This window comes from Mesorhizobium sp. M0048 (assembly GCF_040323405.1).
Classification (GTDB): Bacteria; Pseudomonadota; Alphaproteobacteria; order Rhizobiales; family Rhizobiaceae; genus Mesorhizobium.
The window spans coordinates 13838-38291 of record NZ_JAMYUV010000056.1; the positions used below are offsets into that span (position 1 = coordinate 13838).

The 24454-nt window shown below is 63.1% G+C and carries 22 protein-coding genes and 1 pseudogene; 5 read left to right on the plus strand and 18 right to left on the minus strand.

Annotation, left to right across the window (positions count from 1 at the left end):
* Nucleotides 1-111: 111 nt before the first annotated feature.
* From nifD to NKJ84_RS28570, 15 genes and pseudogenes are all read right to left on the minus strand, one after another.
* On the minus strand, nt 112-1614 hold the full coding sequence (gene nifD, locus NKJ84_RS28500) for a nitrogenase molybdenum-iron protein alpha chain (protein ID WP_352509193.1): 1503 nt from the start codon (nt 1612-1614) through the stop codon (nt 112-114).
* Nucleotides 1615-1712: 98 nt separating this feature from the next.
* Complete coding sequence (gene nifH / locus NKJ84_RS28505) at nt 1713-2606, minus strand: nitrogenase iron protein (RefSeq protein WP_023801970.1); 894 nt, start codon at nt 2604-2606, stop codon at nt 1713-1715.
* A 488-nt stretch (nt 2607-3094) separates the two neighbouring features.
* Nucleotides 3095-4351 carry a type II toxin-antitoxin system HipA family toxin gene (locus NKJ84_RS28510; RefSeq protein WP_352450778.1) on the minus strand — a complete coding sequence of 419 codons (1257 nt, stop codon included), beginning with the start codon at nt 4349-4351 and terminating at the stop codon, nt 3095-3097.
* Complete coding sequence (locus NKJ84_RS28515; RefSeq protein ID WP_084567210.1) at nt 4326-4652, minus strand: helix-turn-helix domain-containing protein; 327 nt, start codon at nt 4650-4652, stop codon at nt 4326-4328. The genes NKJ84_RS28510 and NKJ84_RS28515 overlap by 26 nt, the downstream gene beginning before the upstream one ends.
* A gap of 593 nt (nt 4653-5245) precedes the next feature.
* A complete protein-coding gene (gene fni, locus NKJ84_RS28520) occupies nt 5246-6301 on the minus strand; it encodes a type 2 isopentenyl-diphosphate Delta-isomerase (protein WP_352450807.1) in 1056 nt (351 codons plus the stop codon).
* A 79-nt stretch (nt 6302-6380) separates the two neighbouring features.
* A complete protein-coding gene (locus NKJ84_RS28525; RefSeq protein WP_352509194.1) occupies nt 6381-7283 on the minus strand; it encodes a terpene synthase family protein in 903 nt (300 codons plus the stop codon).
* Nucleotides 7280-8830, minus strand: coding sequence for a hypothetical protein (locus NKJ84_RS28530; RefSeq protein ID WP_352509195.1), 1551 nt, complete (start codon nt 8828-8830; stop codon nt 7280-7282). The genes NKJ84_RS28525 and NKJ84_RS28530 overlap by 4 nt, the downstream gene beginning before the upstream one ends.
* A gap of 148 nt (nt 8831-8978) precedes the next feature.
* Nucleotides 8979-9971 (minus strand): polyprenyl synthetase family protein, encoded by a 993-nt coding sequence (locus NKJ84_RS28535; protein WP_352509209.1) that lies wholly within the window; start codon nt 9969-9971, stop codon nt 8979-8981.
* A 154-nt stretch (nt 9972-10125) separates the two neighbouring features.
* Nucleotides 10126-11469 carry a cytochrome P450 gene (locus NKJ84_RS28540; protein ID WP_352494993.1) on the minus strand — a complete coding sequence of 448 codons (1344 nt, stop codon included), beginning with the start codon at nt 11467-11469 and terminating at the stop codon, nt 10126-10128.
* The gene (locus NKJ84_RS28545) at nt 11469-12284 is read right to left on the minus strand and encodes an SDR family oxidoreductase (protein WP_352509196.1); all 816 of its coding nucleotides are present in this window, start codon (nt 12282-12284) and stop codon (nt 11469-11471) included. The genes NKJ84_RS28540 and NKJ84_RS28545 overlap by 1 nt, the downstream gene beginning before the upstream one ends.
* Nucleotides 12281-12607, minus strand: coding sequence for a ferredoxin (locus NKJ84_RS28550; RefSeq protein ID WP_352509197.1), 327 nt, complete (start codon nt 12605-12607; stop codon nt 12281-12283). The genes NKJ84_RS28545 and NKJ84_RS28550 overlap by 4 nt, the downstream gene beginning before the upstream one ends.
* A gap of 1 nt (nt 12608) precedes the next feature.
* Nucleotides 12609-13898, minus strand: coding sequence for a cytochrome P450 (locus NKJ84_RS28555; protein ID WP_352509198.1), 1290 nt, complete (start codon nt 13896-13898; stop codon nt 12609-12611).
* Nucleotides 13899-13992: 94 nt separating this feature from the next.
* Complete coding sequence (locus NKJ84_RS28560; protein ID WP_352509199.1) at nt 13993-15195, minus strand: cytochrome P450; 1203 nt, start codon at nt 15193-15195, stop codon at nt 13993-13995.
* Nucleotides 15196-15348: 153 nt separating this feature from the next.
* A pseudogene (gene nifH, locus NKJ84_RS28565) lies at nt 15349-15542 on the minus strand (nitrogenase reductase); the annotation flags it as partial.
* 431 nt (nt 15543-15973) lie between these two features.
* Complete coding sequence (locus NKJ84_RS28570) at nt 15974-16138, minus strand: hypothetical protein (protein WP_156937376.1); 165 nt, start codon at nt 16136-16138, stop codon at nt 15974-15976.
* 731 nt (nt 16139-16869) lie between these two features.
* Here NKJ84_RS28570 and NKJ84_RS28575 point away from each other — a divergent pair.
* The 5 genes from NKJ84_RS28575 (at nt 16870) to NKJ84_RS28595 (ending at nt 21659) form a co-directional block, all read left to right on the plus strand.
* The gene (locus NKJ84_RS28575) at nt 16870-17403 is read left to right on the plus strand and encodes a peroxiredoxin (RefSeq protein WP_352509201.1); all 534 of its coding nucleotides are present in this window, start codon (nt 16870-16872) and stop codon (nt 17401-17403) included.
* A gap of 69 nt (nt 17404-17472) precedes the next feature.
* Nucleotides 17473-18909 carry an RNA polymerase factor sigma-54 gene (gene rpoN, locus NKJ84_RS28580; protein WP_352509202.1) on the plus strand — a complete coding sequence of 479 codons (1437 nt, stop codon included), beginning with the start codon at nt 17473-17475 and terminating at the stop codon, nt 18907-18909.
* 57 nt (nt 18910-18966) lie between these two features.
* Nucleotides 18967-20184, plus strand: coding sequence for an MFS transporter (locus NKJ84_RS28585; RefSeq protein ID WP_352509203.1), 1218 nt, complete (start codon nt 18967-18969; stop codon nt 20182-20184).
* 125 nt (nt 20185-20309) lie between these two features.
* Nucleotides 20310-20597 (plus strand): hypothetical protein, encoded by a 288-nt coding sequence (locus NKJ84_RS28590; RefSeq protein WP_352509204.1) that lies wholly within the window; start codon nt 20310-20312, stop codon nt 20595-20597.
* 66 nt (nt 20598-20663) lie between these two features.
* On the plus strand, nt 20664-21659 hold the full coding sequence (locus NKJ84_RS28595) for a hypothetical protein (RefSeq protein ID WP_352509205.1): 996 nt from the start codon (nt 20664-20666) through the stop codon (nt 21657-21659).
* A gap of 21 nt (nt 21660-21680) precedes the next feature.
* Here NKJ84_RS28595 and NKJ84_RS28600 read toward each other — a convergent pair whose 3' ends face one another.
* The 3 genes from NKJ84_RS28600 to NKJ84_RS28610 all read right to left on the minus strand — a co-directional run bounded on the left by NKJ84_RS28600 (nt 21681) and on the right by NKJ84_RS28610 (nt 24336).
* A complete protein-coding gene (locus NKJ84_RS28600; RefSeq protein WP_352509206.1) occupies nt 21681-22739 on the minus strand; it encodes a hypothetical protein in 1059 nt (352 codons plus the stop codon).
* Nucleotides 22740-22822: 83 nt separating this feature from the next.
* Nucleotides 22823-23743, minus strand: a complete 921-nt coding sequence (locus NKJ84_RS28605; protein ID WP_352509207.1) for an HNH endonuclease — start codon at nt 23741-23743, stop codon at nt 22823-22825.
* A 44-nt stretch (nt 23744-23787) separates the two neighbouring features.
* Nucleotides 23788-24336 carry a hypothetical protein gene (locus NKJ84_RS28610; RefSeq protein WP_352509208.1) on the minus strand — a complete coding sequence of 183 codons (549 nt, stop codon included), beginning with the start codon at nt 24334-24336 and terminating at the stop codon, nt 23788-23790.
* Between the last annotated feature and the right edge of the window lie 118 nt (nt 24337-24454).

A 24454-nucleotide genomic window follows, 5' to 3' on the forward strand; every position in this document is an offset into this window, starting at 1 on the left:
CCATCTGGCCGCGCCATACGGCGGCACAGGGACGTCGAAACGTTTCAGGTCTCCCGCGGACAAACGGCCACAGGCGTTCAACGGCCTCCCGGCTTCCGGGAGGCCAGATTTTCATTCGGCTGCGATCGCCGCCGACGGCTCGGCTTTTTTCTTCCAGGGGGCGTCGTAGAGGTTCCAGACCGGGTTGTTGATGGCCAGATCCATGTCGCGGGCGAAGATGGCGAAGCCGTCGTAGCCGTGATACGGGCCGGAATAATCCCAGGAATGCATTTGACGGAACGGTATGCCCATCTTCTGGACCGGGTACTTTTCTTTGATGCCGGAGCCCACGAGATCAGGACGGATCCCCTCGATGAACTTCTCCAGCTCGTAACCAGTCACGTCGTCATAGATCAGCGTGCCCTTCTTCACGTAGTGGCCAGTGCGCTGATAGTCGTCGTTATGGCCAAATTCATAGCCAGTGCCGACGATCACCATGCCCAGATCCTCATATGCCGTGACGACGTGACGGGGGCGCAGCCCGCCGACATAGAGCATCACCGTCCTGCCTTCGAGGCGCGGCCGGTACTTGGCGATGACGGCATCGACCAACGGCCGGTATTTGGCGATGACCGCCTCGGCCTTGGCCTCGATTTCCGGCCCGAAATGCTTGGCTATCTTGCGCAGAGAGGCTTCGGTCTGGGAGGGGCCGAAGAAATTATACTCCATCCAGTCGATGCCATGCTTTTCCTCCATGTGCCGGCAGATGTAGTTCATCGACCTGTAGCAATGGATGAGATTGAGCTTGGCCTTTGGCGCTCGCTCTATTTCGGCCAGCGTAGCGTCGCCCGACCAGTTGCCGACCACGCGCAGGCCCATCTCCTCGAGCAGGATGCGCGAAGCCCAGGCGTCGCCGCCGATATTATAGTCGCCGATCACATTGACATCGTACGGGCCGGCCTCGAACTCGACCTCCTTCTTCTCGAACACCCAGTCGCGGATCGCGTCGTTGGCGATGTGGTGGCCGAGTGATTGCGAGACGCCGCGGAAGCCCTCGCAGCGCACCGGCACGATCGTCTTTTCGTGCTCCTTGGCCTTGTTGCGGGACACCGCTTCAGTGTCGTCGCCAATCAGGCCGATCGGGCATTCGGATTGCACAGTCATGCCCTTGTTCAGCGGAAACAGTTCCTCGATCTCGTCGATGATCCGTTCCAGCTTCTTGTCGCCGCCGAAAACAATGTCCTTCTCCTGGAAATCGGAGGTGAACTGCATCGTGACAAACGTGTCGATACCTGTCGTGCCGACGTAGTAGTTTCGGCGTTGCGACCAGGAATATTGCCCGCAGCCGACCGGGCCGTGCGAGATATGGACCATATCCTTGACTGGGCCCCACACCACGCCTTTCGAGCCGGCATAGGCGCAGCCGCGAATGGTCATCACCCCGGGGATGGACTTGATGTTCGATTTGACCTCGCATTCGGAAAGGACCTCGTTTTCCTCGCCAGCCTCGTCGCCGCTCTTTGCGACGCTGAGGTGCTTCTTGCGGCGCTTCGCCGCCTTGTCAGGATATTGCGACAGCACGTCCTCGATAAGCTTCGCATGGAGGGCACCGTCATTCTCGTATTCCAGGCTCATGGGACCCCTTTCAAGGTTCAGGGTGACGCCTCACCGACGAGGCGCCGTTCTTTGAAAGGCGCGCCAGGTTAGACCGCGCCCGCAGTCAGTAGCGGTCGTTACTGCGCGGCCGCCTTGGCCGCTTCCTTGACCTGAAGCTCGGCAAGCATCTGCTCGTCGGTCTTCATGATGCCGAAGTCGAGCAGCATGTCCTCGAGCTCCTCCATGGTGATCGGGGTCGGGATGGTGCCCTGGCCCGAATTGGCATGGATCTTCTCGGCCAGCGCCCGGTATTCCCCGGCCTGCTTGGAGTCCGGCGCATACTGGATCACAGACATCTTCCTGAGCTCGGCGTGCTGGACGATGTTGTCGCGCGGCACGAAGTGGATAAGCTTGGAATTGAGCCTGGAAGCCAGCGCTTCGGCGAGGTCGAGCTCGCGATCGGTTTGGCGCTCGTTGCAGATCAGGCCGCCGAGCCGCACGCCGCCCGAATGGGCGTATTTCAGGATGCCCTTGGCGATGTTGTTGGCGGCATAGAGCGCCATCATCTCGCCGGACATGACGATATAAATTTCCTGGGCCTTGTTCTCGCGGATCGGCATCGCGAAACCGCCGCACACCACATCCCCGAGCACGTCGTAGGAGACATAGTCGACATCGTCGTAGGCACCGTTCTCCTCGAGGAAATTGATCGAGGTGATCACGCCGCGGCCGGCGCAGCCGACACCCGGCTCAGGGCCGCCCGACTCCACGCATTTGATGCCCTTATAGCCGACCTTGAGCACGTCCGCGAGTTCCAGGTCTTCCACCGAACCTTCCTCTGCCGCGAGGTGCAGGACCGTATCCTGCGCCTTCGCGTTCAGGATCAGGCGGGTGGAGTCGGCTTTGGGGTCGCAGCCGACGATGAGGATTCTCTGCCCCAGGTCGACAAGGGCGGCGAGCGTATTTTGGGAGGTGGTGGACTTGCCGATGCCGCCCTTGCCGTAAAAGGCGATCTGACGCAAACCTGACATGTAGCTTTCCTTCCTTCGTTCCATTCATCGCGGCTGCCGCGACATGAATGCCGGTCGGGCAGCTGTAGCCGCCTCGCACCTAAGGATCTCAAGACTCGTGCCAATTTGGCTGATCGAACCGAAGAATAATTTCATGGTTGCTTTTCAGGGATTTAGCTTGAGGGCCAAAGAAAGGATCGTCGGAACAGACCGTGTAGCGGACCCGACAATGGCGACACAAAGCGTCGGATCGCGATCCTCAGTCACCGCATTCGTTTGAACCGCATCGTTGTGTTGAGGTGGACGAACAGCATCTCGACCCTATCAACGTTAGTTGCGGGATGCTGCGAACTCTTCTGTGCCCGCGAGCCGACGTGCTTCGTCTCGCGTGTCCTCGTCGAGACTGCGCAAAATCTTGCGCGCGACGCTGGCATACCATCGGTCCGCGGCCACTCATTCGGTGCCACAGGCGGATGGTTCCCTATATCAGCAACCCGAGGGGACTCGGCTCACTTGTCGGCACAGGAGTTCAGTATCGGCGTCATCGCCTTCACATGTTCGTCGATCCGCTCGAGCACTTTCGCTGCGACGACATCACGCTCAGGCAGATGCCACCAGTGTTCGTTGACGAGTTTGACTGTCTCGACCACTGCCTTCAGGACTGCTGGCTCCGGAAGCCGTGCACGGTTCGCAAATGCTTTCCATCGCGGTGCTACTAGCGCCTTAAACGAGCGCTCTCCTCCAAGCGACAGCGCCATGGCGTCGGCGGGAATATATGGCACGGTGGACAGGACGTCGTAGATTGGTGCAAGCGCCGGCTTGTCGCCGTTACCCGGATAGATCAAAGACCAATTCTTCAGGTGCATGTCGCCATTGCCGGTCATGACGGTCAGTGCCAGGCGGCGGACGAACTCGAGAGCCGCCGTAGGCGAGACGGCCACACCAAGAGCCAAGGCTATGTCGTGATAAGCGGCCCCCTCATATTTGCGCGAGGGGTAGACACCGAAGACCTGAGCGAAATCCTCGATGTGTATCCTCTCGCCACCGGCGCCGCGATCGAAGCGTTTGACGAGAAGGACCTTGCCTTCCGACAGCGTATTGAATTCTTCGGGAACGCCCTCAAAATCGGACTTCTCGACCAGTTCGCATTCAGGAACCTCCATGCCGATTGCTGCTGCCAGCGCCAGGTTGGCGAATTCGTTCTCGGAAACGCCCAGAAAGGCCGTCGAAGGGAACTTGGCAATATACCGGCCCTGCTCGTCGTCCATCGGCAAAGTAAGGCCGCCGCCTTTTCCAGTGTTCTTCATGACCGACAGCTTAATCTGCACGCCGGCAAGTGAGAACCGTGCCTTGGGCTTATCCTTTGAAGCATCCTGCGAAACCGCTATCGCGCCGTCACTGGGCAACGCCCGTACGGCTCCCGGCAGATCGGCGCCCAGCGCCGCCAAAAGATCGAAATCATTGCCTGGCCGCACATTGCCTTCGTGGTGCTTTTCCATCGCCGCGCGCAATTTCTCCTCCGGCAGGAGGTTCGCGAAGAAAGCGGGCAAGGCGCCCGCCAGAGGCTTCGGATCTTTCCGCAATCCTCCCGTCGCTGCCCGGAACGACAGGCTGAAAACCGGAAAGCCGCCCGTCGCGCGGTAGGCCTCATTGAAGTTGAATGCATTGAAATCGCCCGGCGTCCTAACGATTGTGCCGATCTTCAGTGCGTTTAAGAGCACGTCCAGCGACGGGATCGTCTTAGGTGCGCGAAAGACTGGAGCCATGATCGTCATCGTCAGGTTGAGAAACAAAGGCGGGTCGATCGTCATCATCATGCGGGCGCAATAGAGCCTGGACAGCCGGCACCATGGCTTGTGGAACCAGCATCATTTCCAGACCGAGCGCGCGAGCGATATTCATGAGCGTTGTTGCACGCGCGGCTGCGGCTCCCTTTTCGATGTCGCGATATCGGGGACGGGATATACCCGCCAAATCAGCGACCTGCTCCTGCGTCATCGCAGCGGCCAGCCTCGCCTGCCTGAAAAGCCCACCGATTTCCCGTAGAATTTCCGATTGAGAGTCCATATGATATGTAAACGATCCATTCCAATGCTAGATGATATGGCAGAGTATCTTATCCAGCGATCGAGTCAACACGTTATGATCTGTTCGCGTATCAACCATCAGCCCGATGATACGCAAAGAGATCAATCATCCTGCCTTTGGCGCCGCCCGACAGTGGACACCGTCCGAAACTGACGCCCGATCAGCGCTCCGAAATCATCGGAATATTAAATCAAGGCGGTCCGGCAGCTGAAATCGCTCGTCTCTTCTCGTTCATACGGCCGGCCGCGCTGACTGGGGGTCAATGTGGATCGCCACTCCTTGATTGCAATGGCTTTGTACCATGTACTCCCTGCCGGTCTCCCGCCGCACCTGGTGTTCGGACCCTTTCAGGGGCTCAGCGCGGTTCGCGTGACCGATCACCCTGATCAAGCATCGACATAGCCGTCGAATACCGCTTTACTCTCGGCTGTCCGTTCGGGCATGGCGGGGTGCCTCCCTGATCACGAAGCAGCACCCGAACAAGCCCGCGACCAGCGCGATTCCCCCCGCATCCGCGACTTTTTGACTCAGTAAGACTAGGCGCCCGCCGCCACGTGCGGGCGACGCCGGCATCAACCGGCGGGCGGATGCGCCGAGGGCAACAAGCGCGCCTGACGCAACGCCGCCAGATCAGCCGAGCCGGTGCAGAAGCAGGCGACGGCCAACTGGCGGATGACGATCTCGAAATGCGCGACAACCGCCTCGGTGGATATCGTGGCGGCGCGCAGCACGCCGGCCGCCTGCCCGGCGATGTCCGCGCCCAGGCGGATGGCCTTGGCCACGTCGACGCCGTCGCGGATCCCGCCCGACGCGATCAGCTTCACCATTGGCAGCGCCCGACGTACCGCCTGCACGCTGGCCGGGGCCGGAATCCCCCAATCGGCGAACGCCATCGCCACTGCACGGTCGGCGGCATCGCGGGCGCGCTCGCCCTCCACCGCGGCCCAACTGGTGCCGCCGGCGCCGGCGACATCGATCACCGCCACGCCCGCGTCGACGAGCGCACAGGCCACCGAGGCGGACAGGCCCGACCCCACTTCCTTGGCCACGATCGGCACGCCCACGCTGCGCGCAGCGCGAGCGATCTGCGCCAGGACGCCGCGCCAGTCGCGGTCGCCCTCCGGCTGTACCGCTTCCTGCAGCGGATTGAGATGGACGATGAGTCCATCGGCCTCCAGCGCATCCACCGCCCGGCGCGCCAGGTCCAGGCCGTCGGCCTCGCGCAGTTGCGCGGCGCCGATATTGGCCAGCAAGGGAATGTCTGGGGCCAGGCGGCGCAGCGCGCGCGTCAGCCCCTGGGAGTTGCGGGATTGCAGGCTCACGCGCTGCGAACCGACGCACATCGCGATCCCCAAGGCTTGCGCTGCTTCGCTCAGATGCCGGTTGATGGCCTCCGCGCGTGGCATGCCGCCGGTCATTGAGCTGATCAGCAGCGGCGCGCGCATGGTCTTGCCCAGCAGCGAGGCGCGCAGGTCGATCTGCGTCAGGTCCAACTCGGGCAATGCGCAGTGTTCGAAACGGATGTACTCCCAGCCGGCGGCGACCGTGGCCGACGCCGTTCGCCGATCCAGCACGATGTCCAGATGGTCGTCCTTGCGCCGGCTCAGGGCGGTGTCGCTCACGCTCACTCCGTCCGTCGCATCGGGCGGCGGCGTTGCGTCGGATCGGACCGACGGCAGCGCGCGCACGCCCCCGCCTCCCGCGCGTTCAGGCCGGCGCACGCTGGCCTCCCCCCGCAGCGTCGCTGCGGTAGCGGCTGGTCGAGGTCTGGTAGTACTGCGCGCGGATGGCCGCCATGGCCTCGATCAACGGTCCCCACGGCGCGGGAAAGCGTTCTTCCGCCATCACCCGGTGCAGCATGCGCGTATGGCCGGCCAGTTCGTCGTTGAGGAACTCCACCACAGGCATAGCCGGATAGCGCTGCAGCAGCAGGATCGCCGCGTTGTCGGCCTCGCCGGCCGACCTGTCCTTTTCGCGTCCATGCAGATCGTTCTGCAGGCGCCCTATCGCGGAGATGAGCCGCAGGACCTGGCGAAAGGCCGGACCCGCGCGCAAGGTCGCCATGTCCAGTCCCCACAGCAACGACAGGCAACAGAACACGTTCGTGTAGGCGATCGAATCGATGCCGTTGTGCAGGTACTCGGCGTAGGACCAGCGTTCCGCCCCTGCCGCCTGCGCGTGTCCGGCGCGCAGCGCCGCGCAGTAGCACCGGGTATCGTCGAGAAGCTGAGCATAGTCGCGACGATCGTAGGCGAGCGCGGCCAGCGAAGCGCGCAGCACAGCGCAGCCCTCGAATCCGGGGAGCGCGCACGGCACGCCCTGCCCCAGCGCCTGCTCCACCGCGGCGAGCTGCTCCGGCGCGATCAGGCCAAGGTCATTGCAATCGTCGAGCCAGAACAGCAGCGCCAGTTCGCGATAGAACGCCACGATCAGCGTTTCGTCCTGCGGATCGCGGCCGGTGCGGGCGCTGGTGTCGCGCAGGCTCGGGTGGATGCGCTGCAGGATGTAGTGGCCGCCCCTGACCGCTTCCACGGCATGCTCGTCGGCGAAGCCGGTCAGGGAACGCCCCCACTCCAGCACCTGCTGCAGCGCGCGTTCGGTCTGGATCATGGCGCCGCTCCTGCTCCCTCGGCCAGGACGCGCCGCCCCCAACGAAGCGCCAGCCACAACCCGGCGAGTTCGCCCACGCGCACCACCCGGGTGGGGCAATACAGTTCCTTGCCGATCCACAGCGGCGTCTGCGGCAATGCATGCGCCGCGTGGCGGGCGAGCATCCACTTCAGCGCACGCGCCACCGCCTGCGCGATGCGCCGGCGCCCTGTCGGCTCTTCGCTCCCGTCCATCACGTGCAACGCGAACAGCGCATAGGCGGTTTCCTCGAATGTGGACGCGCGACCGGCGCCCCAGCCGCCGTCGCCGCGCTGCGCCTGCAGCAGTGCCGCCAGCGCGCGCTCGTCGCGCCACTGGGGCTTGCCTTGCGCCAGCGCAGCGACCGCATGCGCGGTGGGATACAGCCACGAAACGTGCCATTTTTCGTTGTCCCATAGACCGTGCGGGTTGCGATTGGCCTCGACGTAGGCGCTGGTGCCGGCGGCGGGCTGTCCTAACATTCGCAACGCATGCAGGGCGTGGATGTTGGTCGACACCGAGGCATTGCGCTCGCCGGGGAAGGTAACGAACAGCTCGCCGATTTCGAAATGGCGCAACGCATCGACCGTCGGGTCGCGGCCTGCAAGGCGCAGGACGCACATCGCAATCGCGGTATCGTCCGCATCGGCCGCGAAGTGCAAGGCCGGGCCCAGACCGCGCACGCCCAGGCGGGCGTCGAGCTGCGCGACGATCACTTGCACCGCCTCGGCGAGCGCGGGATGCGCGAACAGCCCGGCCAGATGCAGGGTGTACAGCGACCAGCATGGCTCGAATACATTGATCGGCCAGACGTTGGGAAAAACACCTTCGATGCCGCTGCGCGTCGCCCGCGATGCCGCTTGCAGATACGCGTCGGCGCGCCCGACCTGCGGCGTGCTTCCCTGTGTCACGGCGTGCGCACGCCACGCGGCGGTGGCCGCCGGACTGATGCCGATGCTGCCGTCGCTATCCGGGCATGCGGTGGTCGGCGACGGCCCCCAGGCTTCCCAGGAGTGCAGCAACGGATGGCCGCTCGGCAACGTCGCCACCGCCCCCAGCTTGACCAGGCACGCTTGCCGCAACGGCAACAGCGCCGGGTGGCGCGGAAACGCCACGCCGCGCAGCAAGGATGCGGCCTCGCCGCACAACTGCGGCAGGATCAGCTCCGCGCCGATCGGCGCATCTTCCGGCACCGCATGCGCGTAGGGATCGGGCTGGCGCTCGAGGAACCGGGTTGCAGCCTGGACTGCGTCGGCAGCGCCGGGAAGAGGATCGGCACGCTGCAATGCCAGCAACGCCGCCCACGTGGGCGCATGGCGGAACAGCGGGAAGTCTGCACTTCCCCATCCGCCATCGGCCTGTTGCTGCGCGATGAGCCACGCGTATGCGTCCTGCCGACCGGTGACGTTGCCGTGGAACTGCAGAGCTCGCGCCGTGTCGTAGACGGACGGACCGACGCTGCCGCCGTCGCTCATCTCGCTCAGCAGGTGGCGCAATTCGGAAAGGATCTGTTCGGACAGCGCGTTCACGCGGGATGTTCCTTCTGCAGACGGTTGACGAGAACTAGGATCGGCAGACGCCGCGCACATCGCCGCGGACTCGGGCACAGTGCAGCATGCACCGCTGCCGCCGGCCGATCGCAGCGGCACAGGGGCGACTCCATGTGGACGGGCGTGCTCATGCGTAGGGCGCGGACAGATACCCGTTGGCCCGCTGCAGTATCTGCGCCAACCGTTCCGCACGCGGCCCCAGCGGGGCGATGGCTTCCCCGGCGTCGCGCAACAAATCCAGCGCGAACTGGCGCGCTGCCTGCAGCCCCATGATCGACGCGCAGGTCGGCTTCTGCGCCGCCGCGTCCTTGCCGGGGGTCTTGCCCAGCGTCGCGGTATCCGCTGTCGCGTCGAGAATGTCGTCGACCACCTGCAACGCCAGCCCGAAACAGGCGGTGTAGCGATCGAGCGCACAGTACAGCGCAGCGTGCGCGGCATCCTCCGCGATGGAGCATAGCGCGCCCATGCGAACGGACGCGCGCACTAACGCTCCGCTCTTCATCCGGTGCATCGCCAGGATCCTGTCCAGCTCGGCGTGCTTTCCGACCAGCGACAGATCCATGGCCTGCCCGCCTGCGGCACCCTCGGCGGACACGGCCTGCGCCAGTTCGCGCACGAGCGCGATACGGTTGTCGCCGGGCGCATCCAGGCTCGCCAGGGTCAGGAAGGCGTGCGCCTGCAGCGCATCGCCGACCAGGATCGCAGTGGCTTCGCCGAACTTGACGTGCACGGTCGGAAGGCCGCGGCGAAGCACGTCGTCGTCCATCGCGGGCAAGTCGTCGTGGACCAGGGTACAGGCGTGCATCATCTCGATGGCGGCGCCGACGTCGTCGAGCATGTGCGCCGGCGTGTCGGCCAGTGCGCCGGCCGCCAGACAGAGCAAGGCGCGGGTGCGCTTCCCGCCATGCAAGGTGGCGTAGCGCATCGCCACCATCAGCTCGGTCTCACCGTCGTCTTCGGCGCAGAGAAGACGCGCCAGCGTCTGTTCGACCCGCTTTGCGCCGTCCTGCATCCAGATCTCAGGCAGCAGCCTGCCGGATGCGCCGCGCGCCTGCGCGCCCAATCCGCCGAGCGCGGAAACGCCAGTTCGGTCGTCGTGTAGCGTGGAACCGGTCTGCATGTTTTTCATGTCCTTGTACCTGACACGAGATGACCACAGCGAGCGCCAAGCCGCAGCGGTGTTGCCGGCGTCGCACCGAGCGCGTGCGCTGAGTGCAGCAATGCCGCGCCTCGCCGGCGCCGCTGCCTCGCCACACGGGGCATGCGATGCCAGCTCATGAGAAGCCTATGCGGATTGCCATGGACGGATGTGCGGTCGGGTAATACCGCCGGCCTTTTTCGACGCCGCTCAGCAACCGCGGCCGCACCCCGGCCTTGTGCATGATTAGCGCCAAGGCGATGCAGAACTGCACCATTTCCAGCCATACCAGGTGGTAGCCGATGCAGACGTGTGGGCCGGTACCGAACTGCAGCATGTCCACCGGCCGGATCGGCTCCGTGCGTTGCAGCCACCGCGCCAGGCGGAACTGATCAGGCGCCTCGTGCAGCAGCGCCGAGGTCGAGAAATGCAGCAGCGGGATGCACAGATGGGTGCCCGCGGGAATGCGCCGTTGGCCGAGTTGCAATTCCTGCAGGGCGCGACGCGGCAGGAGCGTGGTCGCCGGATGCAGGCGCAGCGTCTCGCGGAACAGCGCCTCGGCGACCGGACACTCCGCCAGGTCCGCGTGACGGGTCGGCACCGCGCCCACGCGTTGCGCCTCCTCGACCAGGGCGTCCCACATCACAGGCTGCCGCGCCAGCTCGATCACCATCCAGGCCATCGTCGAGGCAGTGGTGTCGTGACCGGCAAGCAGCAGCAAGCGGATATTGGCGACCAGGACGTCATCGGAAAGCGCATCGTCGCTGCGGTCGAAGGCGCTCACCATGTCGTTGATCAACCCGGTGCGCGCGGCATGCGCGCGCGCGTCGCGGACGAACTGGCGCAACTGCGCGTCGATCCAGTCTCGGGCGGCGCGGCCGCGCCGCAAGGGCAGTCCCGGCAGGTCGACCGGGGGCGCGACGATCAACTGCAGCAGTTGCCGGTACTTGCGATGCCATCCCGGCAGGTCCTGCGCGGGGATTCCCATCAGGCTGAAGATGAGCTTGAGCATCAGGTCGCCGGTTTCGCGCAGGATGGTTACGTCGCCGCGCTCGCGCCACGCCTGCACCCGCGCCCAGATGACGGGCGCGAACAGGTCGCCGATGCCGGCCTGGGTCAGCCCCTTGGGCAGGAACGCCGCCTTGATCGCATCGCGCGCTTGCCGGTGCGCGCGGCCGTCCTGGGCAACCAACGTTCCGCCAAGCAATTCGGGCGCGATCTCTTCGATCAGCGCCGAGGACACGTCCTTGTGCCGGAGCAGTGCGAACGCATCCGGATGCACGCAGGTCATCAGGTGTCCGGCAGGGCCGAAATCCAGCCAGAAGTGGCTGCCCAGCGTCCGTTCCGCGCGCCGCAGCAGGCGCGGCAGGTCGCAGACGATGGCGGGAAGATGCCCGACCAGGGGGAAAGCGCCTGGCATGACCGGGATGTCGTACCGCAGCCTGTGCCGACGGTTGAGCGGGTTGAGCAGCATGTCCATCAGCAGCGCGACGCCGCGGCCGCTTCGGCGGTGTCGCCGGCAGGCCGCGCGGCGCAGCTGTTGCCACCGTCGGCGTACGTCGGCACATGCGCCAGCATGCCGCCGTCGATGCACACGACCTGGCCGGTGATGAACGCAGCATCGTCGGAGAGCAGGAACGCCACGAGCGCGGCCACGTCCTCGGGGCGGCCGACGCGCTGCAGGAGCTGGTGCCGGCGCAGATGCCGTTGCATGCACTCGTCCAGCTTGGCGAGGAGACGCTCGGTCATGACGAGACCCGGCGCAACGGCGTTGCAGCGGATCTGCGCATGGCCGTACTGGGTGGCGAGCGAGGCCGAGAGCATGTTCATCGCCGCCTTCGACGCGGCGTACGACGTCTGCGCGGTGTCACCGCTGAGCCCCTGGCACGACGACATGTTGACGATCGCGCCACCGCCGCGGGCGATCATCCGTGGGATGGCCTGCCGGCAGCAGAGCAGCGTGCCGCGCAGATTGGTCGCCATGGTTTGATCCCAGACCGCCAGGTCCAGCTCGAGGATCGCGCGGTCGCGTGAGGTCAGATGCATGGCGCTCGCATTGTTCACTAGCAGGTCGACCCCACCGAAGTGCCGCTCCGCCGTCTCGAACAGCGCTGCCACCGCCTGCTCATCGGCGATGTCCATGGCCAGGGCCAGCGCGTGGCCCGCTTCAGCCGCGATCTGCGCGGTGCAGGCGATGGCCGCCGAGCCATCAATGTCGGCCACCACCACTCTGCCGCCCCCGCGCGCGATGGCGAGGGCGCATGCCTTGCCGATGCCGGCGCCGGCGCCGGTCACCACGGCCACCTTGCCTTCAACCGTCCCATCGTGTCTCCTGGATTGCGTTGGTCTTTCGCGGCATGCCGCTCGGCCTCCGCCGGAGAAGGCGCAGGGTCGGCGCTGGCGCGCTCGTCATCGCCAGCGTCGCTTTCGATGACCCGAATGGCGGCGACCGGGCACTGGCTGGCCGCGAGCCGCACGGCGGCGTGCAGCGCCTGCGGGACCGTCGCCACGCACACTTCGGCCACGCCGTCCGATTCGCGCTGGCGAAAGGTGCCCGGCAGCGTCAGCACGCACTGCCCGGTGGTTCCGCACAGATCCTGATCGACCAGGACGCGCATCTCAGCCCCCGTGCCCATGCAGCCGCACCGGCAGCGCGCGGAACGTCCTAAGGAACGCGGAGGGCTCCCGGGTCGGCTGCTCGGCCAATGCCAGCGTGGGGAAGCGCGCCTGGATCCGCGGCAGGCTCTCGGCCAACTGCACTCGGGCCAGTTGCGCACCGAGGCAGAAGTGGATGCCGTGGCCGAAGCTCAGCATGATCTTCCCGTCGATCGACATGCCAGGACTGGTGCCGTAGAACCGCACGGGATCGAAGCGGTCGGGATCGGCGAAGGCGTCCGGGTCGCGATTGCCGGCCGCGATCAGCACGCGCACGTCCGCGTTCTTCGGGATCACCACGCCGCCCAGTTCGATGTCGCGCTGGGCGATACGCGGAATGGAGCTGAACATGGCGGGCGCGTCGTAGCGCAGGACTTCTTCGACGAATGCCTTCACCCCCACGGCGTCTCCCTGCAGCCAGTGCCGCTGTTCGGGATACGCCAGCATCGCCAGGACCGCATGGTCGATGGCCGCAGCAGTGGTGGCGAAGCCGCCCAGCAGCATGCCCCAGAGCATGCTGATCAATTCCGCATCCGACAGCATCTCGGGATCGTCGTCGTGTGCGCCGACCAGCATTGACACGATGTCGTGGCGGGAATCGGTGCGCTTGCGCTGTATGAGGTCGCCGAAGTAGGCCTGCACCCTGGCGCTGGCCGCGTCCCCCGCGGCGAGTTGGGGATCGCTGGCGTGCGGGCTCAGGCCTTCCAGAATGGCGCTGATGCCGGTGATGAGCCCGAGAATGTCGTCCGGGGGCATGCCGAACAGTTCGCCGAAAACCAGCATGGGCAAGGCCAGCGCGAATTCCCGATGCAGGTCCACTGCCTCCCCGCGCTCCAGTGCGGGCGCCATGCCGTCCAGGCGCGCTGCGACAATGCGAGCGATGGTCGGCCTCAGGTTGTCGGTCTGGCCGATGGTGAAATCGCGCGAGATCAGCCGGCGCAGACGCGTATGCGTCGGTGGTTCCTTCATCGCTAGCGTGGACGCCAGCAGATTGAGTGACAGGCTGGTCGCCGCACGCGGGAAATAGCGCGCCAGTTCGCCCGGCGCCGGTCCCCGAAAAGCATCGCCCGTGGCCTTGAGCGCCCAGTAGATGTCGGCGTGGCGGCTCAACAGAAAGAGGCCCGACGCCGCGCGATGCACCGGATCGTGCTCGCGCAACCACCGCATGAACGGATACGGGTCGTGGATGCACGCTGGCGACGCCAGTTCGGCGAAGGCGTCCCGGCATGCTGCCGTGGTTTCTTGCACGTCCATCTTGGTTACCTGTTGGCTGGCTGATCTGACCGGCGCGCGCCAGGCGCGCCGGCAAATTGCGGAGAAGATCGCGATTCCCGGCGGCGTCCGCGCATCACCAGAGCACCGGGAACTCCTCGAACCCGCCAGTGATGATCTCCTTGCGCAACTTCAGTTCTTCGGGCGCCACGGCCAGGCGCAGCGCGGGAAAGCGCTGGAAGATCGAACCGAACACCACCTTGAGTTCCAGCCTGGCCAGCGCCGCGCCGATGCAGTAGTGCGGCCCATGGGAGAACGCCAGGTGCGGGTTTTCGTCGCGTCCAATGTCGAAGATTTCCGGGTCGTCGAAGTGGCGCGCATCGAACGACGTCGCCGGCAGGCCGACAAGCACCTTGCTCTCCGCAGGAATATCCACGCCCGCGATGGTCACGTCGGTCCTCGGATAGCGCATGATGCCGTCCCAGCCCGCGCCCGGCGGGTACATGCGCAGGATTTCCTCCACCGCCTTGTCAACCAGGGATGGATCGCCGACTAGGCGTTCGCGCTGTTGCGGATGGCGGAACATGGCCAGCAGGCCGAATTCGATCTGCGCGACGGTGCTCTCGTGCCCCGCCACCAGCATGCCCGTCGCCAGGCCGATCGCCTCTTCCTCGGTCGCCTTGCCCTGGTCGACCGCCGCGAGCAGATCCGTCAGCAGGTTGTCGCCAGGATCCTGGCGCTTGTCCCGCATCTTGCCGCGAATGTAGGCGCGCAGTTCTTCCCAGGCCAAGCGCGACGCGCTGCGCGGGCCGCTTTCATGCTGGTGCGTCATCACCTCGTCGGACAGCCCGGCGAAAAAGGCGTGATCCTCGTAGAGCACGCCCATCAGCGCGCTGATGACCATGGCCGGAAGTGGAAAGGAGAGGTGGCGCCGCAGGTCGGCGGGCTGGGGCTGGGCCGCCAGTGTCTCGAACAACTGCGCGGCGATCACCTCGACCTGCTGCGCGAGCAGCTTCACCCTGCGGTTGCTGAAGGCCGGCGCCACGATCGTGCGTAACCGGGCATGCTCGCCCCCCTCGTGCGAGACCAACCACCCCGGCGATCCGAGAATCACCGAATCCGGGGTGAATGTCGCCGGCGGCATTCCCGAGGGCCGGAACGCCGCGTCGGACAGCACCGCCTTGGCTTCATCGTAGCCTGTCACCCACCAGCCTTCGTGCCCGGACGGGAAGCGCACGCGGTGGATCGGACCGTTGGCGCGTTGCGCCAACATCTCGGGCGAGGGCTCGATGTGATCGACGCGCCACATCGGCAGCGTCGGCAAGGGTTGTTCGGACATGGTGGCACTTGATCTCTAAGCGATGGAAGGGCGGGAGGTGACCGGCAGGCGCTGCGGGCAGCGAATGGCTTAGGAAGGCATGTAGACGACGTCCTCCGCAGCGTAGCCCGATTCGATTATCAAGGTCGGCCAACGTGTAACTGCCTAGGCATACCGCGCGGCGAGATGCAGAACGTTATCCTGCGCCTTCGAGTTCAGGATAAGGCGAGTGTGGCGGGCCTTTGAGTCGCAGCCGGCCATCAAGATTTCCTGCGCAAGGGTCGACAAGGGCGGCGAGCCTGTTTGGTAAGGGGCGGTTTCGCCGAGGCCCCCTTCCCATAGAATGCTATCTGATGCGGATTTGACATTTTGCTTTCCTTTCTTCGTTCCATCGATCGCGGTGCCATCCACGAAAGGAAGGTCGGTCGGCAGCTCCCGGCCCGCAACGAAGGAGCTTCAAAACTCGTGCCAATTTGGCCGACCCAGCAGAAGAAAAAAATTGTGATTGCTTTTCATTGGGTTAGCCTGAGGCCAGACAAGAGCTCGGCGAAATAGGCCGGTGTCGCGGGCCAACAAAGGCGACAGAACAGTGTCGGATAGTACGCCTCGGCGACCTTTAGGTCGGGCTTGCGACATTCTGGTCCAGTTTCGAACATAAGAGGGTGGCAATAGACACGATTGGGGAATTCGATCCTCACGGAGTCAGGCGCTTGCCGAAGCGCGCGCTCATGGTTGCTGCGACAGGCGCATGTTCGCGAAAGCCGAGCCTGCGCACGCAAGAACACGTTTGCGGCAGACGCTACGAAATCGCTGCAGTGCCCGCCGGTGTGAGGTAGGGCATCGGCTCGGCTTTCGGTTCGTCTTTGTCCAGCCGGTGCGGAAGCGCCGCATATCCGCACCATACAGCACCCTTGTCGAGCGTGCTGACGAGGCGGTTATAGGGCGCGCCCGGTCTTGATGACACGGTCCTCCCAAGAAAAAGGATCGCTCCAAAAGCTCTCTATTTGAAATGGCACGCCGCTTGCTGCTCCTGGTCAGAGCCCATCAAAACACGATGAAAGCGACTTGCGCCATGCCCGACACGCGAAGCTCTAGACCGTGGCCTGAGGAGACGGTGCCTGTTCCCGCTGAACATCGGTACATCATCTCCTCCGGGAGTCCCTCCTCGGCAGCCGCTTTGCGGACGGCTGGTCCGATGCCGGCACGCCAACACATGGCGCTCGCGCAATTGCCGTTTACCGGTTCTGATCAACATGTGAGTGCCCAAGAGCCCCATCAAAGAGCCACCGAAGCCAAGGTCGGCGGGTCACTGGCAAACTTCGACAATACGCCGAACCAGCTCAGTAACGCGGGTCTCTTGCGTGAAGTCACATTTGAGGCCTCCACACGCGTCCGATATTGGCTACTTCGGGCCCGCTATCACTTTGTCCCGGGCACGAGCGCGAGCGATGGATGCCGCTTCCGGCGCCATAGCCGTGGAAAGATTGCCCCAGCGGCTCGACAGCCTCCACTTGCTCAGATCGATGGCGTTCGGGTGACGAAGACCAGCAGCCAGGACGTTCCCCTACATCGGGATGGAAAAAGGAGGGTGCGAGCCGCGGGCCTCATTTCATGCCCGGCATACGAGCCTTTGCTCGGTATTGCGCCAGCCTCTGCCAGAATTCAGCGCCCGTATTCTTCTTTAGGAGCAACTTGATGACAGTTCAAAAGAAAGTTCCCTTCGTCACCTTTCTCACGCGTGTTCACGATAAGTCAGTCCAGGGGCCAAATCCATATCGCTGGCAAGAAAAGACATCTGACGACTACTTTGCCGGCAAGCGCGTCATCCTGTTCTCGCTGCCTGGCGCCTTCACGCCGACCTGCTCGACCTACCAACTGCCCAATTTCGAAGAGCTCTATGATGAGTTTGAGAAGGAGGGAATTGACGCGATTTACTGCGTCTCCGTCAACGATGCCTTCGTCATGAATGCGTGGGGGAAGTCCTTGGGCCTGCAGAAGGTCGAGCTCATCCCCGATGGCTCAGGCGAGTTCACACGCAAGATGGGCATGCTGGTCGCCAAGGACAATCTCGGTTTTGGGATGCGCTCCTGGCGCTACGCCGCCCTGATCAACAATGGCGTGGTGGAGCAGTGGTTTGAGGAGGAAGGTTTCTCCGACAACTGCGAGGCCGACCCCTATGGCGTCTCATCCCCGCAAAACGTTCTCGAAACGCTGAAAGCCGCCGCATGACCTAGAAAACGTCTCACTGGTGCCATTGCCCGCCCCAAGAGGCTCCTCGACAGGATTATCGCGCTCACCATGCAATCCTCAGCAAGCCTGCTTCAGCGCCAGAAGCAATCGATGGTCGCATCGCCTCAACTCATTGAGTCGATTCGCTTGCTGCAACTGGCGCAAACTGAACTGCATCAGTTCGTGGAGCGGGAAATCGAGAAGAACCCGCTCTTGGAATCTGCGTCAAACGATGGCGGGCCTTTTGGCGATGTTTCGATTTCGGGAGCGGATCAGCCTGTCGGCCCACGCGCAAACGCCGTTGACGGACCGACCGGGGCCGGCTCGCCTGAACGGCTCGGGCAATGGAAATCACTTCGCAACACGACCAACAACCCGCCGGGTAATGGCCCTTCCCTCGACGAGTTTGCCAGCCTCGCCGAGACATTGCACGACCATGTCGCTCGTCAGATCGCCCTCACTGCGTTCACACCACAGGAGCGGCTGATCGCTGGCCAGCTTGCCGCCGATCTGGAAGACACTGGCTATCTTCGGGCAAACCTTTTGGAGCTGGCCGAGAGCCTGAATGTCCGGGAGGCTGATGTGGAACGGGTTCTCGGAACCTTGCAGCACTTTGATCCACCGGGAATTTTTGCCCGAACTCTCGGAGAATGCCTTGAAATCCAGTTGCGCCAGCGAGACCGGTTCGACCCGGCAATGGCAGCTTTGGTTGCCAATCTTGAAATGCTTGCGCGACGCGATTTTCAGGCACTGAAGCAGCATTGCGGCGTCGATGAAGACGACCTTCTCGACATGATGCATGAGATTCGGGCGCTCGATCCCAAGCCTGGAAACCGATTCCAATCCGGTGCGTCTGAATCAATCATACCCGACGTCTGGGTCACGCCCTCGCCGGAAGGCGGGTGGCAGATCGAACTTGATCCGGCCACACTCCCCAAGCTGCTGATCAACCAAACCTACTATGCCGAAGTGTCGCGTCAAACTGTCCAAAATTCGAAAGATCAAGCATTTCTCAACGAATGCTTGCAAAACGCGAACTGGCTAATCCGCAGCCTCGATCAGCGCGCCAAGACGATTGTTAAGGTTGCGGCTGAAATCGTGCGCCAGCAGGATGCCTTTTTGGAACATGGCGTCGCCCACCTGCGGCCTCTCAATCTCAGAACCGTCGCTGACGCGATCGGCGTGCACGAGTCGACGGTAAGCCGGGTGACCTCGAACAAGTACATGCTTACCCCGCGCGGAGTCTTCGAACTCAAGTATTTTTTCACCGTCGCGATCGCGTCCTGCCAAGGCGGCGATGCGCACTCCGCCGAAGCTGTCCGCCATCGGATCAAAGCGATAATTGCCGCAGAATCTCCCGGCGACGTGCTTTCCGACGATGACATCGCTGTCCGGCTGAAGGAAACCGGCATCGATGTTGCGCGCCGCACCGTCACAAAATATCGCGAAGCAATGAACATCCCCTCCTCCGTGCAACGCCGCCGCGAAATGCGCTTGTGTCTTTAATGTGGGTCAAGGCAGCCAACCTCATGTTGCAGTGCATCCAAAGTGGAGACTTCGTTCATGACCCAATCCGCGGCAGGCGTCGTGGACGCTGTTCTGCACGACTCAGAAAAGCCCGTCCCACCGTCTGGTCCCGCATGGGGTGCGGTCATTTCGCTTTCCTTGGGCACCTTCGGGCTGGTGACCGCAGAGTTTCTGCCTGTTAGCCTGCTCACGCCGCTCGCACATGATCTCGGTATCACCGAGGGAGCGGCTGGACAGGCGATGACGGCGACCGCTATCGTCGGGGCGATCTCGGCGCCGACGGTGGCCATCATCACAAAGCGCCTGGACCGCAGGATCGTCATGTGGGCGATGACGCTGCTGCTGATCCTGGCGGACGTTCTGGCGGCCGGCGCGTGGTCGCTGGCGGTTCTCCTGACTGCACGCGTCGTGCTCGGCATAGCGCTCGGAGGCTTCTGGTCGATGTCGGCAGCACTGGCGATGCGGCTCGTTCCAAGCCACCTCCTGGCGCGCGCTATGTCGATCATCCTCACCGGCGTTTCGGTGGCTACCGTTTGCGCAGCTCCAATCGGCGCTTATGTCGGCGATATCTGGGGATGGCGAAGCGCCTTCATGCTCGCCGCAGTCGGCGGCGCGGCTACACTGCTGGTGCAACTCATAACCATTCCGAGACTGCCTCCGATTGGAGTGGCTAGCTTCCGCAGCCTGCTGGATGTGGCTAAGATTCCGATGGTCAAGGTCGCGATTGTGGTCGTCCTGCTTGTCGCTTCCGGCCACTTCGCCGGAATCACTTATATCCGCGCCTTCCTCGAGAAGATTCCCGCGCTGGACGTCGAGACGATCTCGCTTGTGTTGCTTGGTTTCGGCATCGGCGGTTTCTTCGGCAATTTGGCCGGCGGGCTTCTGGCCGAGTACAGTCTCAAGGCAGTCGCGGCCCTTGCACCGCTGCTCATAGCGATAGCCGCTGTTTCGCTGCTGACGGCGGGAGCATCGGCCTTCGCCTCGGCGATTGCGGTTGCCGCATGGGGGTTTGCCTTCGGCGCGGTGCCGGTGGGATTACAGACGTGGATGGTGCGGCGGGCCGTTCCCGAGCAGGCCGAAAGCGCCGGTGTGCTGATGGTCGTAGCATTCCAAGTGGCAATCGCAGCCGGCGCGAGTTTCGGCGGACTATTGGTGGACAATGCCGGGGTTACCAGTGCCATTGCCTACAGTGCTGTTGCCACGTTCATCGCCGCCCTGACAGTGTTCCTGCTCGGCCCGAAGCGCGAAACCTAGACCGCCTGACAGTAGAGAGGTCTCAGCAGCGCAGGGGGACGAGAGATGCAAACGTTTGCACGGCGCGGCGCGATCCTTCGCTTGCATGGACCAGCGGAAGCGCTCGCCGGCTCCACTTCCGGGCCATGGCGACCTTCGCCGCCCGACACGTGAACCTCGCCGGCACCGGTTTCCATTTGGCGACGGTGAGCGCTGCCGGCGCGGGAACCCTTGCTGGCCGTCATATCCTTCACAACAAGCCGGCATTCTGGGCAAGCGACAGCTACGCGCCGGCCATGCCCGTCAGAACGCCGGTGACGATGCCGCTCGATAGCGCAGACAGGTCGCGAATTGCCAGTCGTGTCAACGGCGGCCGGATTATCGTCGACCGCGCGTACCTTGTTTCGGCCGCAGACTATCGTTCGTCAGCTTGATGATGTTGACCACATAGCCTAGGAGCTATATATGACCCTGCCGCGTCGGACGCCGCTGTCCGTGCCATGATTTCCAAGGCCATGGACGAGTGGGATTCCAGCTTGGAGATCTTCGGCGAACGCCCCTTCAAGGATGCCGCATGGCTTGAGGGCCAGCGCCAGGGCGTCGCGGTCTACGATCAGGCGACGGGCAAACTCTACGAGCCTTCGGAGGAAGTCCGGAAGGCGTTCGAGGGCGACCAGTTCAGAATCCGTTCCGAGGGCGATGAGATGTCCGCGATCCGGAACCACAGAGCCGTCGCCGCCTTGGTGCTCGAGGCCGCTGCCGGTGATGTCGCCGCTCTCGAAAAGCTGGAAGGGAACGACCACGACCTCGCTGCCTTCGTCACGCGCCACCTTGACGACGAGCAGCGCGGCAAGTTGGCCGGGAAACCCGAGGCCGACGTCGTTGCCGCGCTCCCTACCCTCAGAGGCTACGGCAGGACCGCGCGCGAGGCCGAGGAAGCCCGCAGGAAAAAGGAAAGGCTCCCCGCACGACATGGATCTTCCTCCGCCGTCGTCAGACTTGGACCATGGGGAGAGGAGGCCCCGTTGAATTTCGTGAGCCACGAAAATCAGGACGAGTCCCATGCGCTTCGGAGATACGTGTCCGCCCACGCTCACGGGCGGACCTATCCCGAGTTCGCGCGCTTCGATCCGGCAACGCAATGCTGGGTGGAATCCAATGCCACCGAGGCCGCCGGCCGATGCGACGGGAAAGCCTTCCGTCTGGTACGCCGCCCCGGCCTCCCATGGTGCCCATGGCTGGGACTGGACGCCCGCATTGCCGAAGACCACGCCCTTCAGACCTTTTTCGAATTGCGCGCCCGCGAGCCGCACGACTGGCAGCGCCTATTCAAGGAAGTCACCTGCAACCGCCGTCAGGCCCTCCGGAACTGGCGTCGCGAAGGCCTTGCTATCCTGTCCCGTGTCCGTATGCAGGAGGCGCATGGCCCGACGTGTGCTTGCCTTCCACCCTCGCCGAGGAGTTCCGGATGCCCGGCCGGGGGATGCGCTCCCTGAAAAGGTTTTGACGCTGGCCGACTAGAGCTGCCCCATTAGATTGAGCAGGCCGCCCATAGGGGTGTTCCATGTTCGAAAAGGAATCTCGACCTTGGTGTTGTCAGGGGAGGTCTTGATCAGCTTCATTCCGCCCCTTTCGAGAGCGTCGATCGCGATGTCTCCGATTGGATCGAATTCGGCCCGCTCATCCCATTCGCCAAGCCGTTCCCAGAGTTTCCTATAAGCGGTTTCGAGCTTTTGGAAATACTCGGAGAACCAATGACCGTTGAGTGCTTCGACCAGTTCGGGAAGATCGGCGATCTTCTTATCGAGGCCGTGCATCGTTCCAATCAGATAGGATGCCCATTTGATGAGGTTGCCATATAGCGGCGGGACCTCTGCAAGAACTTGGTCGATGTCGCCGTGTGTCCGATAGGACAAAATGAATTCATTCGCTGATTGGTCTGTTTCCGAGAGTGCCTTGACGAACGTGCTGACATAACCGTCCGTCGGATCTGTACCCCAGTCTGCGCTCGCCCGAGTAGCGCCGTATTCTTCCCAGCATGCATCGGTGACCTCTAGTCGGAAACGGTCGAAGTAGTTCGATGCGCCTTCACGTAAAATCACGTTCGGAAATCGGTTGTCGAATGCTGTATGCAGCATCGCATGAGCGCATTCGTGTGCAAGGGTATGGACAGCCAGCGGGAATAATTCGGACTCAGGTTCTGCAAGGCCGAGGATCGCGTGGACGTGGAAGACCAAGTGGGTTTTGAGCTTTCCGTCTCTTAGAACCGCTGGTGCCATTGCTATGCCGATTACGCCGTCTTCGTCGGTGGAGGCCGTCAAAGGTCGGAGGCCTTCAATGCCGCGATCGAGGGCGGTCAAAGCTTCATGGTAGTCCCCAGAAATGGTAACGCCATCGACCCCGCTGAGGTCCATCGATCTGCCGAGAACCCTCATCGACCCTAATACTCGATAGGCAAACTCGCGAGCTTTGTCCTCGCTCTCAAACGGGCCGCTGAGGCTAACACCAACGTTAGTTGGCAGCGTTGTAGGCTCCTCGGAATCATCGACGGTGATGGGTTCGCTATCATCAGCCATGCAGGGTAACTCCAGTGTGACCGTAAGATCGGTATCGTGTTGCTTCTGTTCAAGAATATTCGCTGGTCGCTGCAAGGTCCGGGCTACGCCAAGGTGCGTTTTGCCTGCTCGGTGATCACACTTCTCAGCTCGGCTATTGAATACGGCGGGTTTCGGCGATGCACGACGTGATGACAATTTGCGCAGAGCGGCACCAGATCGCGGATCGGGTCGACCCGATAGGCTTCGCCAATCTCCGAGAGAGGCGTTAGGTGGTGAACGTGGATGAGATCGGCGCCAATCGGACCATACCTATCCTCATAGCTGAGATCGCATGCTTGGCATCGGTAGCCGAAGTGCCTGATACACTCTCGTCGAGCTTTAACGTTGCGATCGTGTTTCGTGAGTTCGACTGTTCTTAGCTCGCCTTCGGTTAGGGCGTCAGCGGGAACGCCCAGGCTGCCGTTCGCCGGAGCAGCAGGAAGGGCGCGCCCGATTACGAAGTTCCCGGCGATTCCGGAGACGTGCATCTCCCAAATGCCCCACTGACCGATGGAAAGGCTGGATCCCGGCGGGGCGGGATGCAACTCCGATGCCATCTCTCCTGTCACCGGGTCGCGCCATAAGCGGCGCATGTCGCGATTTCGCTCATGGAGATACCACGCCGGCCACTCGCCAAGCTGGTATGCCCAGGATTCGGCACGAGCGTGACACCTGCGCGCGATGGCCAAGCATTCCGAAGCGGGTGGAACTGCTATTGAGATCCGGAAGTTGGGGCCTAGCTGATCTGGGGGTGGTGTTAAGTAGGCGTAGTTCTTCGTCTGCTTGACAAGCGACCATCCCCGCCTTGGAATAACCACGCTCAACGTGAGGGAAGCGCCGAACCGATAGGTGTTCGGTCCATACTTCTTTGGTGCCTTCCCACTTGCACTGAACTCGATCACTTTGATCGGCCAACCTGGGGGGGTGTGGGTGCGCGCCGCTGGTTCGTCGAGTTCCCAGGTATCTGCCTCTTCTTTGGCCACGAATCTGTTTCCCGTTAGAGGGCGCTCGGTCTGGGTCTCAGGACCTAGTCGTCCTTCGACAACATGTGATCGCAGTAGTCGCAGAGTCGGGGATTGTTGACAGACTTGTTACTTATACTAAGTGACTCACCGCACCTCGCGCAGTCGCCGCCCACTGCATAGCCGCAGAAGAAGCATTTTACGGTGATGCCTGTTTCCACATATGTGGCGTTGTAGCACTCAGGACAGTCGTGAATCGTCGGCTCCAACCCTTCCTTGGCAGCCATGTAGTCATCAATGCCGAAGCCTGCCTGCACAATTATCTCGACGGTCTTCTCTGCTGAGAAAGCATCGCCGCATGCCTTGCAGCATCCCTCAATGTCACCTGGTTCGTCGTTGGTGTCGTCTTTCTGGTAAACGAGCGACGATCTACAGTTCGGGCACGAGATATCATCGCGTTCAGCAATCTCTGGCCACCAGGGAATTTTCTGGAATGTCGCGTTGCACGAGTCTTTCAGCTTTCTGAAGAACGCGCGTTCTGCAAGCATCAAATCCCACGTGTCGCCAAGCTCAACCTTGGGCGATTTCTCCAGTATTGCGAAGAATCCTTCCACCAAAGGAAAGCAATCGGACACCTCGAACTACCGGCATTTCCAGAGTGGGTGGTGCGACAATGAGGTTGCGAACAGCCTGACGCGCGGCGGGGGCTGGATTTCGGTCGTTGGGGCTGAT